Origin of the sequence: Neolewinella persica DSM 23188 (genome assembly GCF_000373105.1) — a bacterium.
GTDB lineage: Bacteria > Bacteroidota > Bacteroidia > Chitinophagales > Saprospiraceae > Neolewinella > Neolewinella persica.
Map to the genome: position 1 here is coordinate 111,773 of NZ_KB890424.1, position 14,610 is coordinate 126,382.

Annotated in this window: 12 protein-coding genes; 4 read left to right on the top strand and 8 right to left on the bottom strand. The window is 52.0% G+C overall.

The window, feature by feature from the left end; translation table 11 throughout:
• Positions 1–10: 10 nt before the first annotated feature.
• Complete coding sequence (locus tag B036_RS0108885; protein WP_020568352.1) at positions 11–1,432, top strand: oligosaccharide flippase family protein; 1,422 nt, start codon at positions 11–13, stop codon at positions 1,430–1,432.
• On the opposite strand, the gene B036_RS0108890 is transcribed toward B036_RS0108885, so the two are convergent.
• Positions 1,415–2,656, bottom strand: coding sequence for a glycosyltransferase (locus tag B036_RS0108890; RefSeq protein WP_071596766.1), 1,242 nt, complete (start codon positions 2,654–2,656; stop codon positions 1,415–1,417). The genes B036_RS0108885 and B036_RS0108890 overlap by 18 nt on opposite strands.
• Positions 2,657–2,683: 27 nt before the next feature.
• On the opposite strand from B036_RS0108890, the gene B036_RS0108895 reads away from it, so the two are divergent.
• Positions 2,684–3,625 carry a class I SAM-dependent methyltransferase gene (locus B036_RS0108895; RefSeq protein ID WP_026231829.1) on the top strand — a complete coding sequence of 314 codons (942 nt, stop codon included), beginning with the start codon at positions 2,684–2,686 and terminating at the stop codon, positions 3,623–3,625.
• 102 nt (positions 3,626–3,727) lie between these two features.
• Entirely contained in the window at positions 3,728–5,359 is a 1,632-nt protein-coding gene (locus tag B036_RS0108900) for an aspartate:alanine exchanger family transporter (protein WP_020568355.1), read from the top strand.
• Positions 5,360–6,102: 743 nt separating this feature from the next.
• Here the strand turns inward: B036_RS0108900 and B036_RS0108905 are convergent.
• Complete coding sequence (locus tag B036_RS0108905) at positions 6,103–6,684, bottom strand: RNA polymerase sigma factor (protein ID WP_020568356.1); 582 nt, start codon at positions 6,682–6,684, stop codon at positions 6,103–6,105.
• A 507-nt stretch (positions 6,685–7,191) separates the two neighbouring features.
• Here B036_RS0108905 and rpsT point away from each other — a divergent pair.
• Entirely contained in the window at positions 7,192–7,446 is a 255-nt protein-coding gene (gene rpsT, locus B036_RS0108915; RefSeq protein ID WP_020568358.1) for a 30S ribosomal protein S20, read from the top strand.
• Positions 7,447–7,715: 269 nt separating this feature from the next.
• On the opposite strand, the gene B036_RS0108920 is transcribed toward rpsT, so the two are convergent.
• From B036_RS0108920 to B036_RS0108945, 6 genes are all read right to left on the bottom strand, one after another.
• Positions 7,716–8,684 carry a YpdA family putative bacillithiol disulfide reductase gene (locus B036_RS0108920; RefSeq protein ID WP_020568359.1) on the bottom strand — a complete coding sequence of 323 codons (969 nt, stop codon included), beginning with the start codon at positions 8,682–8,684 and terminating at the stop codon, positions 7,716–7,718.
• A 97-nt stretch (positions 8,685–8,781) separates the two neighbouring features.
• A complete protein-coding gene (dinB, locus tag B036_RS0108925; protein WP_020568360.1) occupies positions 8,782–9,870 on the bottom strand; it encodes a DNA polymerase IV in 1,089 nt (362 codons plus the stop codon).
• Between the two features lie 6 nt (positions 9,871–9,876).
• Positions 9,877–10,314 carry a hypothetical protein gene (locus B036_RS0108930; protein WP_020568361.1) on the bottom strand — a complete coding sequence of 146 codons (438 nt, stop codon included), beginning with the start codon at positions 10,312–10,314 and terminating at the stop codon, positions 9,877–9,879.
• A 200-nt stretch (positions 10,315–10,514) separates the two neighbouring features.
• Positions 10,515–11,012 carry an endonuclease V gene (locus B036_RS0108935; protein WP_020568362.1) on the bottom strand — a complete coding sequence of 166 codons (498 nt, stop codon included), beginning with the start codon at positions 11,010–11,012 and terminating at the stop codon, positions 10,515–10,517.
• A gap of 160 nt (positions 11,013–11,172) precedes the next feature.
• Positions 11,173–13,062 carry an AAA domain-containing protein gene (locus tag B036_RS0108940; protein ID WP_020568363.1) on the bottom strand — a complete coding sequence of 630 codons (1,890 nt, stop codon included), beginning with the start codon at positions 13,060–13,062 and terminating at the stop codon, positions 11,173–11,175.
• 361 nt (positions 13,063–13,423) lie between these two features.
• Positions 13,424–14,404: a PorP/SprF family type IX secretion system membrane protein gene (locus B036_RS0108945; protein ID WP_020568365.1), complete on the bottom strand. Its 981-nt coding sequence runs from the start codon at positions 14,402–14,404 to the stop codon at positions 13,424–13,426.
• Positions 14,405–14,610: the final 206 nt, after the last annotated feature.

Genomic DNA, 14,610 nt, shown 5'->3' on the forward strand with positions numbered 1-14,610 from the left:
CATTTATCCTATGGCATTCGACGCTTACGGGGAAATTCGTTTCGTGTTGAGCATGGTGGCTTTTCTGTACCCGTTGCTCACTCTAGGCATCACAAGTCTTCCGGTTAGGTTTTTCCCAGACTTTTCTCAGGGGGAAGGCCGAAATGGATTTCTCTCCATTTTATTGATCGCTTTCTCTTGTGCTTTGATCTTGTCTGGAATAGGGGTCTACTTTTTTTTGGAATACTTCTGGGGCTTCCTTAATTGGATGAATTTTGACATAACGCTGTTCCAAAAGAATAAGTCGATCATAGCCTTCCTGTTGGTAGTCGTGGGGCTTTCCGACCTGCTCAAGCGCTACATCTCAAATTTTGGCAGAATAGTAATTCCTGAGATAATCACCAACACCCTGTTGAAATTCTTCCTGCCTTTACTGGTGTTGGCTATTTCTCTTCAGGTTATTTCGCCCAACTCCTTTGGCTGGATTCTGATCGCTGTTTACGCCTTGATGAATGTGCTGCTCATTATCTACCTTGGAACGCTCGGTGGACTAGAATGGAAGGTTAATTGGAAGTTCCTTACCAGGACAAGGACTAAAGAAATTGGAGGCTATGCACTCTACGGATTAATTGGCTCTTTGGGTAGTGTGATCGCATTTAATATTGACGCCATCATGGTGACGGGTATGAAGGACACCTTTGCAAACGGACAGTACACGAACGCATTGAATTTTGCCGGGTTTCTCTCCGTACCTCAGGTCGCAATCGCAGCTATTTCAGGACCAATCATTAGTAAAGCCGTGTTCGGCAATCGTTGGGATGAGGTCAGTGACATTTACAAGAAATCGTCTCTGAACCTGACCTTTATAGGTGGAACCGGCTTTATCCTGATTTTGACTAACCTGGCAGACCTGTTTTTAATCTCCTCTAATCCCAAGGATATGCAAGCACTCTGGTGGCCTGTGTGCTTTCTTGGTCTGGCAAAGGTGATCGATATGATGGGGGGGACGAACAGGGAAATAATGGGCTACTCCCACCTGTACAAGTATAATCTTGGAATAGTGCTGATCCTCGCCGTTAGCAACGGCTTTGCAAACTATTACTTAATCCCTATTTACGGTATTAACGGAGCGGCTGTTGCTACCCTTATCAGCCTCACCCTCGTGAACCTCATTCGCGGCGTATTTCTTTACTTCTCCGTCGGTATTCAGCCCTTCAAAAAGCAGCACTTTTTCGTGATCCTTGTGCTAGCGCTGCTCTTTTTAATCATCTTCAACCTGCGCCTGCCCTTTTGGCCCTTCTTCAACATTATTGTTCGTAGCGGCCTGACGGTCTTAGTGATTATAGGGATCAATCACCGGTTTAATATGTCCCCGCTAATTAAATCCGGCGTCATAGATATGATCGAGGTTGTTCGATCTCGATGGAATAAAAGCTTAAAAGAAGGAGAGTAGTTGCCTGGTAAGGCGGTCTATCCGGAATTGCTCTTTCAGGTCACTGCCGGACTTGGTTTTGCCTGAAACTTCTTCTTTCGCCAAGCGGATGAGCATTTCACTCACGGATGCTTCATTCACCCTGGCCTGGTAGTGGCCTTCGGCGTATAGCTGCTGAAAAATCTCTTTTTCAGGGCCGATGTAGAGTATTTTTTTGTCCAGCGCTAGGTACTCGAAGGTCTTCGAGGGTAAGGTCAGTGTATGGGCAGGGTCATCGAAGACAATAGCAAAACTTGCGTTTGAAATAAGTTGAAGCATTTCTTCGGCAGGAACGGGGTGCAGAATCGTCACGTAATGATCATACGCAGCTTGGAGATCATTCGGAACAGTCTCCACGGATATCGCGGTATTGGTATAAAGGTGGATTCGAAATTTCTCTCGAAGTATGGGCAAATCATTTTTGCTCAGTGCAGACAACAGAAAGAACAGAGACGTTTGTCGTTTGCCAGCCAGGGAGCCAGGGTGGATCGCGACCCAATAGTCCTCCGAGGGTTTACTCTCCTGTACACCCGTGATGTCTTCCGGATCGTACCCATTGGAAAGGACCCGCAACTTGTCCGCAATTAATGGGAACTTGTCAGCGTAGGCTTTCTGGTGATCCGTCGTTGTCACCCACACCTGATCCATTTGTTGCAGCGCTGCATATTCTCGGGCAACAATTCCAGCGGGTGATGAGGCATCACTGGCCTTTTGATAGTACGACCAAGGGTCACGATAATCCACCACAAAACAAACGTCCGGGAATTGTTCCTTGAGTTGTGGTAGTTTAAGCAAAGGGGAAAACGGACCTACCGTAAGGATTACGGCATCATACTTATGTTTATTAAGTAGTTCAGTACATTTCCGATGCATCGTTGAAGACCATCCCTGAGCAGCGTCGATAGGATGGGTCGTCCGCTTAAGAATTCGCGACCCGGCCTTGGTTACAAATCCTCGCGCTGGCTTAAGCAGGTAAGGCGGGTACCCGCCTTTAGTAGGGTGTGCCACAATCAGTGGATTATTGGATATGTCGTGACACCAGTTAACTTTGTCGGCGTATGGGTACTGGCTTGTCACCACGTCTACGTGTACACCATTTTGGCTCAGGTATTTAGCAAGCTTTGACCAACGCCTGGTCCCAACTCCTCCACGAGGACACCAAGCATGAGCAAGTAAAAGCAGCCGGTTATTTGTTGTGTGGTGCAATGGAGAGAAGTTGAAAATGAAAAAAATATGAAAGCAAATATAAGTTGTCCGGTTTGCTCAAGTGACGAGAGTGCCCAAATCGCCCACCATGTTTTTTCGTCTGAAGGGAAAAACGAACGAACCAATTTACTAAACAAACTCTACCGGGATCATTTCAGTCCGGCAGGAGAGGTTGCTGTAAAGGAATGTGAGAACTGTGGTTTTATTTGGACAGACCCCCGGCTGAGTCAGGAAGACCTGAAATTAAAGTATCGACTCATCTCTGATTTCGATCTGAGCAGCAGAAAGGGACGGCCTCCTCATCTCCCCGAACGGCGCGCAAGGACCGTAGCGCTTAGTCAACAGTTGTTGACAAATAAAACTAACGCCAGGATACTTGACTACGGTGGCGCTGAAGGATACTTGCTGTCACCACTCATTGATCGAGGCCATAGCGGTTACGTCATTGATTATATTGATTATCCCAAGGAAGATGACCGTATCACCTATCTTGGAAATGATCTGCAAGCCGGTCCGGTTTTAGAAGAACCATTTGACTTGATTTTTGCTTTACATACCCTAGAACATGTTAGCGATCCGGTAAGTGTTTTAAAGGAACTTGCTACGCTATTACGGCCCGATGGAAAACTGTATGTTGAAGTGCCACTGGGCGCCTGGCTGGAATGGGCGTTCCTCCGGGAACCACTTACCCACATTAACTTTTTCAGCGAACAATCTTTCGCCGCCGTAGCGCAAGAGGCTGGCCTCCATGTACACCACATTGATTCTGTATGGCAATATGTTACCCACTTGCGGAAAACTGCCTGTATCAATATGGTTGTCGGTAAAACCCCTCCGGCAGCATCAGTATCGCCACTTACCACCCGGCAACAAAAGCAGGCATTCAGCCAGGGCTTAACACCCTTGATGATCCATCCTCGTTTCTATCTGAAGAACATGGTGAAGTACACAACATCTGGTCCTGTCTGAACTTTCCCAACTTAATAACGCTTATACGAATTGGTGTAGCCATCGACGGTGAGTTCTCTATTGACTAATTCGACGTTGTTTCAATTTTTAGTTCGTCATCCCATGCTTTCGACCTTAGTCCAATCCCCCCTCCTCCTCCTCTTCACCGTCATTGCCATCGGCTACGGCATCGGTGAAATACGTATCCGGGGGTTTAAACTTGGCGTCGCTGCAGTACTCTTTGTTGGCCTGGGTTTCGGGGCGCTCAGCCCGGAGCTCTCCGTGCCAGAGTTCCTCATTTTTCTCGGATTAGCAATTTTTGTATACACCGTCGGGCTAAGTTCCGCCCCAGCCTTTTTTGCCAGCTTCCGTCACCACGGTTTCAAAGATGTCTATTTCGCCACCTTCACGGTGCTGATCTCTGCGCTCATGGCCATTGGCCTGGGTAAGTGGCTTTCCTTCGATGCGGCACTTACGGGAGGTTTATACGCAGGCGCATCCACTAATACGCCGGCTTTGGCGGGCTTGTTGGATGCCATTCAGAAGGGCGCGGACGCAGGTGCAATCGCCGGAGCAAGTGAGCAGGCAGTGGTCGGCTATTCCTTAGCCTACCCTATGGGAGTACTCGGGGTCATGTTGGCTTTGTTCCTCATGCAAAAAATCCTGAAGATTGATTACCAGACTGAAGCCGGGGAACTTCACCGCGATTATCCGCTGGGGGAAGAGCTGACGAGCCGGACCTTTGCCGTTAAGCACCCGGACATTGTCGGTAATAGCCTGCGCAGCTTCCGCCGCGACCACGACGTCAACGTTGCCTTCGGCCGCATTCAACATGAAGGGCTGACGACACTGAGTACCTGGGATACCGTTCCTCAGGAAGATGACCTGCTGGTCTTAGTTGGCACAGAAGAAAGCATCTTGCGGGCCGCAGCCTTCATTGGCCCTATCGCTGAAGGGCAGTTGTCTTATGATCGTACCATCTTTGACGTCCGGCGCCTTTTTATCTCCAATGATGACGTGGCGGGTAAAACCATCGCCAGCCTCAACCTGCAGCAGCGGTTCAACCTGCTCATCACCCGCGTGCAACGCGGGGACATGGACCTGCTTGCCACGGGAGACACCGTCCTCGAACTGGGAGACCGGATCCTCATGGTGGCACATCGTGATGACCTCCCGGAAATCTTCAAGGTCTTCGGTAATAGTTACGAGGCCCTTTCCCGCATCAACCTGTTGTCCTTCGGGCTGGGTATCGCCCTTGGCCTACTCCTGGGGATGATAAGCATTACCCTGCCGGGCGGTTACAGCTTCAGCCTGGGGTTTGCCGGCGGACCCCTCATTGTCGCCCTGGCCCTTGGCCAGCTACGGCGTACCGGCCCCATTGTCTGGACGCTGCCCTATGGGGCGAATCTTACGCTCCGGCAGGTAGGCCTCATCTTCTTACTGGCGGGGATCGGTATTCGCTCCGGACAAACCTTTTATCAAACCCTGCAAACAGAATTGGGCTACCAGGTCTTTTTGGCGGGAGGCGCAATTGCCATCATTTCCACGCTGGCAACATTGCTCATTGGTTACAAAATGCTGAAGATCCCCTTCAGCTTCTTAGGCGGGATGGTTGGTAGTCAACCCGCCGTACTTGATTTCGCCGTAGAACAAGCCGGGAACAAGTACCCGGTCATCGGCTACACCCGAATGTTGCCGGTGGTGTTGATTGGGAAAATTTTGGCGGTGCAGATTTTGTATAATCTGTTGAGTTGAGGATCGGAAAAGTCTTTGACTCGGGCACCGAGCGGTAACGCCGGCCGCGTGGCGAAGTGCGTTAAGTTCTACTTGCTTTATTAGATTAGTGCCCCTTTAAGTTTAAACGGGTTCAATATTGATTCCTAAACATTGGTTCCTCTCTGGAGAATAATTTTATGTAAATCTGGAATGGAATTCCAGGTTTACATAAAGTCCCCTTTATCGTTTAACCAGTTGTATAGGTTGATGCCAGCCAGTTCCCCATTGTAGATCAAACGTTTATCAACTCCTTGTTCAAGGTGGCTAGTATACTGTAACGTAAGTTTTTGTATTTCGCATAGCGAACACCCTACCTCTAGTTCACCCCGGACAAAGTCCGGGGTTGTGGATCAATCTCCAACAGCACGACGCGAAGCGTCGTCAGGCCAGAAGGACATTTTCGTTACTTGGGACTGTGTCGTTCCTCCTTGTCCCAGACAACTCAAAGGACAGTCGCTACGCGATAAGTAGGGAAATACATAAACTTATGATACAGAGACAACTGTCCGCGTTCTGCAAAACAAACAAAGCCCCCGCCTGCTTTCCGCAAACGGGGGCTTCAATTCTCCTCACCTGACAACCTCCGGTTAAGGTCCCACTATTGGGTGTATCTGTAACTATTGTCAGGTTTATACTTTTCTAAGCGGGTGCAACCACTAGCGAAAAGGGAGCGCTTGCCTTTCCCGGGCGTTGCCGCGCTCCAGGTTGGGTCTTAGTGTATTTTACTGAAGTGCGATCTGCTTTTCGTCGATCATCTTGCGCATGTTGATCAGGGCGTAACGCATCCGGCCGAGGGCCGTGTTGATGGAGACGCGGGTGAGCTTAGCAATTTCCTTGAAGCTCATGTCTGCGTAGTGGCGCAGGATAACTACCTCGCGCTGTTCGGGTGGGAGTGCATCGACCAGGCGACGAACTTTGTCGTGTGTCTGGGTGCGGATCATGTCTGCCTCGGCATTGCGCTCCGGGCTTTGTAGCACGTCGAAAATGTTGAAGGTCTCCGTTTGGCCAACCTTCGGCCGGCGCTTGTGGCGGCGGAACGAATCAACACACATATTGTAGCTGATGCGCATGGCCCACTGAAGGAACTTGCCCTCGTGGTTATACTTGCCACGACGGAGCGTGTCAATAATCTTGATGAACACCTCCTGGAAGATGTCCTCAGCCTGACTGTGGTCCTTGGTAAAGAGGTAGATGCTGGTATAGATCTTCTGTTGGTGACGGCCGAGGAGTTCCTCGAACGCGCGATCTTCGCCAGAAAGGTATTGTGTGATCAGTTCCTGATCATTGAATGACTTAAAGTCCATGACTTAACGTGTTATACTAAAACTTGGGATTATTCCCGGAGGAAACCGTGCAATTCCGGTTGAGTTAGAGTAGACGTTGGTCTATAGAAGTCATTTTTAATGAAAGGGACGATGATGGGCCACTACTAGTGGCAACGGCCCAAAGATAAGCAGCCCTTCCTGACAATAACAAATGGAAAGTGTCCGTTAGCTGCCTTTAACGTGCCTTTAACGGTGAATGGGGAGAAGAAAAGTAGCTGTTTTTCTATTGTTTACGTGGCTTGTAGGGCTTTTGTGGCTTGGGGCGGAATTTTCTTCCGCAGCAGAAAAAACTTAGGCGAGGCATACTTTTTTCGCCTGGGCATGTTTCGTTGCTTGTTTTTTTTGCTTTTTAACCTCTCTTTTGCACCTGCGACCTCGCCACCTGAAAAATAGCGGAAGTATTCCTGAAAAAAACCTTTCTCACTTCCATGAAAAGCAGTACCTTTGCGGACCAATTCAGACCCTGAATACTAAAATTAGAAGAAAATGGCACATCACCAGTCCGCAAAGAAGCGCATCCGTCAAGACGAAAAGAAGCGTTTACACAACCGCTACTACAAAAAATCCACTCGTACCGCCATCAAGAAGGTGCGTGAGATGGAAGATAAAGATGAAGCTGTGAAGCAGCTACCTGGCCTGTTCAGCATGATTGACCGGCTGGCCAAGCGCAACCTCTTCCACCCAAACAAAGCTGCTAACCTGAAGTCTGGCCTTGCCAAGCACATCCAACGCTTGGGCTAATCGCCATTTCTAGGGTTATGAAGGAAAGCCTCTTCTCCGTTCGCGGGGGAGAGGCTTTTTGCGTGCGCGCCTGCGGCGCGTAACGATATGGGGTAAGCGATAAGTGATATTTGATAGGCGATTTAGCTGCGCACGTACACGCTCGCTTCGCTCGTTTGGGTGAGGCTGATTTCCCCTTGCTACGACAGGACTTAATGCCTGAATACTCTTAATGGTTCCTCCCACACTTCCCTTAGTGTAGCTTCTTAGTGCGCTTAATGCCTTAGTGGTTAAATCTTCTTCCCCAAGATACTCCGAACAATCACCCCCCCATGATCCCGGGTATTCTCAATGAAGAGTTTGCTGGTCTGTTTGCCGGCGCAGGCCACCCCTGCCATGTAAACGTTGGGCAAGGTGGTTTCGAGGGTGTCCTCATTGAAGACCGGTTTGCAGGCGTCGTCGTCACTGATGGGCAGACCGAGGGCCTCAAAAAGGCTGTAATTGGGTTGGTAGCCAGTCATGGCCAGTACAAAATCGTTGTCAATAGTCAGCGGCCCGCCGGGCGTTACTAAGTCTACTTCCGTGGGGCGAATGGCGGATACGGTGGTGTTGAAGTAGGCGGTGATGCTGCCTTCCTTAATCCGGTTTTCGATGTCCGGTTTGATCCAGTACTTCACACGGTCGTAGATTTCACCGCTGCGGATGGCCATCGTTACCTCCGCTCCTTTACGCCAGCACTCCAGTGCAGCATCGCAGGCACTGTTGGCCGCGCCGACAACCAGGACCTTTTGCCCAATGTAAGCATGTGGATCATCGTAATAATGCTTGACTTTCGGCAAGCCTTCACCTGGAACGGACATCATGCGGGGCGTATCGTAAAAACCGGTAGACACACAGATCGCCCTGGCGTGGTAGTCTCCTTTGGTGGTATAGACGGTGTACGACCCGTCCCCAACGGGCATCATCTCCTTCACTTCCTCGTATAGGTTGATGTTGAGTTGCTGCGACTGCACGAGCCGCCGGTAATATTCTAATGCCTCACTCCGCGTCGGCTTGTCGCCATGGCTGATAAAGGGAATATCGTGGATTTCCAGTTTTAACGAAGTACTGAAAAAGGTCATATTGACCGGGAAGTAAAATAAGCTGTTGACTACCATCCCCTTTTCCAGAATCAGGTAGGACAGGCCCGCTTTGCGGGCACTGATGGCGACGTTGATGCCGGAAGGGCCGCCGCCGATGATGATGAGGTCGTAGGTCATGGGGATTGTTGATTTTTAATTGTTGATTGCTGAGCCTTAGACCCTGAAAACTGAATCCTGGGCCCTGAATTCTAAAAACTGAATCCTGAAAACTAATTCACTCCTCTTCAAAAGGAAGCAATAATTGAACGCCTCCAGCGCCTTCTCGTTCAAGGTTGGAAACACTTAGGCCAAGAAGCCGGACTACGGGGACTTCTTCAATGTTCTCGTCGAGTAGTTGATAAGCCGTTTCTTTAAAATCGGAAAGGGACCGTACTTCGCCGGCAAAGGATCTGGACCGGGTGTGGGTTACGAAGTCCGGCGTCTTCATTTTCAGGGTGATGGTGCGGCCAAAATTGTTTTTCTCCTTGAGGTAACTGAACACCTTTTCTGCCAACCAATCGAGTTTCTGGCGCATCTCGTGGCGGTTGGCTACGTCATCGGAATAGGTCCGTTCGGCGCCGACGCTTTTTCGAATGCGGTTAGGGTTGACCGGGCGATTATCGAGGGCGTGGACGATACTGTAAAGTCGACGGCCCATTTTGCCGAAGCGTTGAGCTATTTCCAGTTCGGTCAGGACAACGAGGTCCGCACCGGTCCGAAAGCCCATTTTTTCGAGGCGCGCAGCCGTCTTCTTTCCAACGCCGTGAAAGTCTTTGACCGGTAGGGCGGCGAGGAAAGCAGGCGCTTCTTCCCGGGTGATGACTTTCATACCGTTGGGCTTGTTGATGTCAGAAGCCACCTTGGCCAAAAACTTATTGAAACTCACGCCGGCTGAGGCGGTAAGCTGGGTGGTCTCCTGAATTTCCTTGCGGATGGCCTGGGCAATTAATGTCGCACTGGCCGGCCCGCGTTTAGGCTCGGTTACATCTAGGAAAGCTTCGTCCAGGCTGAGGGGTTCCACCAGGTCGGTATAGCTGAGGAATATCTGTCTGATCTGCTCGGAGACCTCCTGGTACCGCTCAAAATTATGCTTGACGAAGATTAGGTGGGGGCAGAGTCGCTTGGCCGTAATGCTCGGCATGGCCGAGCGGACGCCGAAAACCCGGGCCTCATAGCTGGCAGCGGCCACCACTCCCCGCATTTTGGAGCCACCTACAGCAACGGGCTTGCCTCGCAGCTCGGGATGGTCCCGCTGCTCAACACTGGCAAAAAAGGCATCCATGTCAATATGGATGATCTTCCTTTCCGTAGGTGGCTTTTTCATAAATGCTTAGTGGGGGAGTGCCGGTTTGCTTTTTTCTTCCATTTCATTCATCAGCACTTCGGTCTCGGCGGTGAGATCATCCAATTTACGTTTAGCATCCGTAGAGAGTTCACTTCCTTTTTCGCCAACCAGGCCTTCCAGCTCTTTGCGGCGCTCATCCAATTCATCGAGGCGGTCAAGTATGCCGGAGTCTTTAAGGTCCTGCGCCTTGCCTTTCAGGCTAGAGTAAAGACCGTCCAGCTTTTCGAGGGCATCATCATATTTGCCATCTTTCATTTTCTGGCGTTCGGCTTTCAACAGGTTCCAGGCGTCTTTACCCAAGTCGCCTACTTTGCCGACAATCTCCCGGCTTTGCTCCTTTTCCTCAACATTGCCGAAGAAGTAATTGTATCCGAGCAGGCCTACGACCAGCACTAGGCCGAGTTTAATAATGGTTTTGATCATGATAAGGGAATTTGATGCTAAGGTACGGGGTTTTAGGAGTCAGATAGTCAAAGAGTCAGATAGTAATGTGGTAGCTCGCTTCGCTCGTGGGGCTGCTACGCAGCTTGGTTCTCACAGTGGGCAGCACGGAGGGAGGCACGGAGGGGGCACAGAGTTAAGGAGCCGGGGAGTCCGTACTATTTGACTCCTGGACTATCTGACTAGTCACGCTTAGTCTCCTGATCCACCGCCCCCAAAACATCCGGCATCCGATATTTTCCCGCCATGCTACGGATGTGCCCGGCAGCAACCTGCGGCGGCATACCGTAGGCCGTAACGTACAACGGTTTTTTACTCTTTCCCCGCAGCACCGGCACGGCATTATTGTTCCGGAAATAAGACTTGGCCACCCCGATGACCGGAACCTTGTCGTTCAGCTCATGAAACAGGTGTCCGCCTAGTCCCAGCCGGCCATTCGCGTCGAGGTAGACGTAGCCATCCACAATGATCGCCTCTACGTCCTCCAGGTTGAAATCTTCCAATGCTTTGATGATTAGGGGCATCTCCCTTAGGTAGAATTGACCGGGCTGGTAGGGGGCGGCAGCGCCGGAGGTCCATACGTGGATATCCAGTGGAGTGGGATCGGTCCAATCGTTGAAACTGGCGGCTACCAGTTTGCTGGCGGTGTTGGAGTAGTGGGCGTCGAAGGCGAGGATCATGGTCTTGTAGTCTTTTAGTCTTGTGGTCTTGTAGTACGGCTCTGCTCGCTTCGCTCATACGGCGAACCTCTGTGAGAACCAAGCTGCGAAGCAGCCGCACGAGCGGAACGAGCTCCCCTTGCGGTAGCCTACAAGACTACCGAACTACAAGATCACAAGACTATTTCATATACTCCCAGGCAGTCTGATACAACCCATGCTTTTCAACATACTCCAGGAACCCCGCAAAGAACTTATCGTTCCCGATCGTAGCACTATCCCCAATTACGATGAGGTACTTCTTAGCCCGCGTAATGGCCACGTTCATCCGGCGGTAATCGCCGAGGAAACCAATCTCTTGTTTTTCGTTGGAGCGGACGAGGGAGAGGTATACCACGTCCCGTTCCCGGCCCTGGAAACCGTCAACGGTATTGATGGTGAGGTTGAAATCGTCAATGCGAGGTTCTTCATCGAAGAGGTCCTCGGCTTTCATCACTTGCTGGCGATAGGGGGTGATGACCGCCACTGTGGGCAGCAGGTCTTCGGGGGGGATGGCACTGCGCAGATCGAGCAAGTGTTCCATCAGGATGTTCAGTTCCCCGTCGTTGTACCGGCTTTTGAACCGGGGGTGCAGTTTTTCTTCGAAGCCCGTGCCGGCTGTATCGATAAAGACTACGGACTCCGCCAGTGGAACACCGGGCAGGCTCCACTTCGCGACCAAATCAGCTGCTTTCAACCGCCCCTCGTAGAAGTACTCGTTGCTGTAACCCATGATGGGTTCGTTCATTCGGTACTGTACTTCCAGCAGGGCGTTGCGGCCGTGGATGGCCAGAGATTTTTCCAGTAGCGTTTCCGTGAATCCCTTTTTCTCCGCCTCCCGGTTTTTGACCGTTGGTGGCAGCTGGTAGGGGTCTCCGGCCAGCACAACGCGGTTGGATTTCAGGATGGGAATCCAGGTGGCCGGTTCAAGTGCCTGAGCGGCTTCGTCGATGATGCAGGTCTTGAAGTCATGGTTACTCAGGATGCTGGCCGCGGCGCCGATGAGGGTGCAGACCACCACCTGGGTAGTGTCCAGTACGTGATCCAGCGTACGATCCTCGAGCTGGCTTGCCCATTTGCTCAGTCGACCGGCGTCCCGAAAAGCGAGGCCTTTTTCGCGGCCCTTTCTCTTGTTGGCCTTCTTGCGGAGGTCCGCCGCTTCTTTGCGCAGTTTTTTTACCTGTTCGGTGTCCGGATGTCCGGCAATCTGGATGTCGAGGGTATGGCGCAATACATCTTCTTCTACCCGACTGATGTTGCCGGTCCGGACGACGCTGAGGCCCATTTCTGCCAGTCGCATCGTGACCAGATCCGCCGCAGAGTTGCTGGGTGTACAGAAAAGGACGCGGTGTTCGGTTTTTACGAGTTCGCCCACTGCGGCTACCAGCGTCGTCGTTTTACCCGTTCCGGGTGGGCCGTGGATGAGACTGAGGTGGTCGGACCCAAGTACCTCCTGCACGGCAGATCGTTGGCTGTCGTTCAAGTGGCCGAGGTGGGCCACGGCCGAAGGATCGACGGGCCGGTATTCCGCTGGTCTTACGCCCATGATCACGTCGCGCAGCTCCGCGACGCGGCCGCCTTCGGCGTCTTCCAGCCGTTGCAGAGCGCGGTCCATTTCCACGTAGGTCCGTTCGTCGAACATCAGGTCAACGCCCACGCCGCCGCCGTTGAGCCAGTCTGGCAGGTCTTCGCCGCCCAGCACGATCTTCATCGTGTTTTTCTTGATGTAGTGAATCACCCCGGACCGTTGCGGACCATTGACCATCGGCTGGGTCGTCATCAGGTTGATGGACGTACCCGACCGGAACCGGTGGCTCTCTTCCCCTTCCCGCACCACCGTCACCGTCGGCCGGCCGCCAATACCGTAGCCCGTTTCGGTGACCTGCAGCGGGTACCAGCTGTAGCCTTTGGCTACACGTTTCACCAGCGGCATGGCCTGGATGACTTCCAGGTGCAGCCGCCGTTCTTCGTCCCGTTCCAGTTGGACCAGATGGCGTTGGTGGGTTAGGTAGGTTTTTTGCGCGTCGGTCAAAGTTGTGGGGTAAGTTGAGCCTGTTAACTCCTGGGGAGGGGGAAGGGTTGCAATAGTACGGTTATTTGGGGTTTTGGGGGCGGGGGCGCTGGTGCTATTTTGGTTGGAGGAGCAGGGTGGCCGTCCGACAAATCCTTTTCGGCCTGGCGCAGCCGGACGAAAAGTTTGTCTGCCGGCTTTGGAGAGGTTCTAAGTATGTTGGTCTGACTTTGGAGGTTTTTGCCCCTGACCCGTCAGACAAACTTTTTCGCGTTTGGCTCCTTCGTCGCCCCGCAAAAAAGGATCCGTCGGACGGGCACCGGCCTCAAAACCTCCACAGCACCCGCGTCCCCGCCCCAAAAAAAACACTCCATAAAAAACCTCACCAAAACCGATTAGGACAAACCACCCCCTCAGAAAAAATCCGGTACCCCACATGAATCTCATTGCTGCCAGCGGCAGCCGTCCGAATCTTAGACAGCACCAGGTCGAAGGAATAACTGACCGATACCCGATCATTGAGTAACAGCCCACCAAATACGGCAAAGGAGTCTTCGTGCCGGTAATTGCCGCCCAGCCAGTAGCGATCCTGCAGCATCACCTTCGCATTTAGTTCGTAAGAAATAGGCGCGCCGGCAACTTGTTTGACCAAAACAGAAGGCACTAGAAAGGCTTCGTAGCCCAGCTTTAATTTCACGCCAGCCATTACGAAGTAATGCCGTAAAAGGGCGGTTTCGGGCGCGAATTCGCCGGCGGTTCCCCCGGCCTCATAATCCGGGTTGAAGAGTTGAGAGGAGGAAGCGCCCGCAAAGAATTCCTCGTTGTACAGCCAAACGCCAGCCCCTAAATCCAACAGGACTTTGCCGACGCTTTGCTGAATCGTGGGATCATCCGGATCCAACACATGATCCGTGTAGCCCTCCGGATTAAAAGAGAAACCTTTGATGCCACCGTTCAGTCCGAAGGAGGCCCGCAACCCGTGTCGGTTCAGGGCAAAATTATAGGCGAAGGTGAGGCTGCCGTTGCTTTGCTTCAGCGGGCCAGTCTTGTCGTGCGACAGCGTCATCCCCACTGCTGTCCGGCTGGCGGTAGCGGCCTGTTTGCCATACCCCCTTCTCACGGGATTCAGGCTGGAATGAGCGGAGAAATAAGCCGTCTGCGGTGCATCCTTGAAACCACTCCATTGCGAGCGGTAGCCCGCCCGCAGGTCAATAAAGTCCTCCGTTCCGGCCAGCGCCGGATTCACCAAAAAAGGATTTAGGGAGAACTGGGTGTATTGTGGCAATTGTTGCGCGTGCAAGGCAACGAAGGTGGGAACGATAGTACCCAGTAACAGAAAACAAAGTTGGTAGATTGAATGCATATTTTATTGGGAGGTAAGTTGTTGGTATACAGAACTTGAATTTGAGGCGGGCTTAGGGATCACTCGTCGGCCGAGACGCGACGCAGGAGCTGGCTCGTCCGCCGAGGGGTTCCGGGTCTTCCACGACCGCTAACCCTGGCTCCTCCGTCGAGTGATTCCGGGCCTGTCACGACCGCTCGGCCGACGAGTCAGGCCTGACAGCCGCT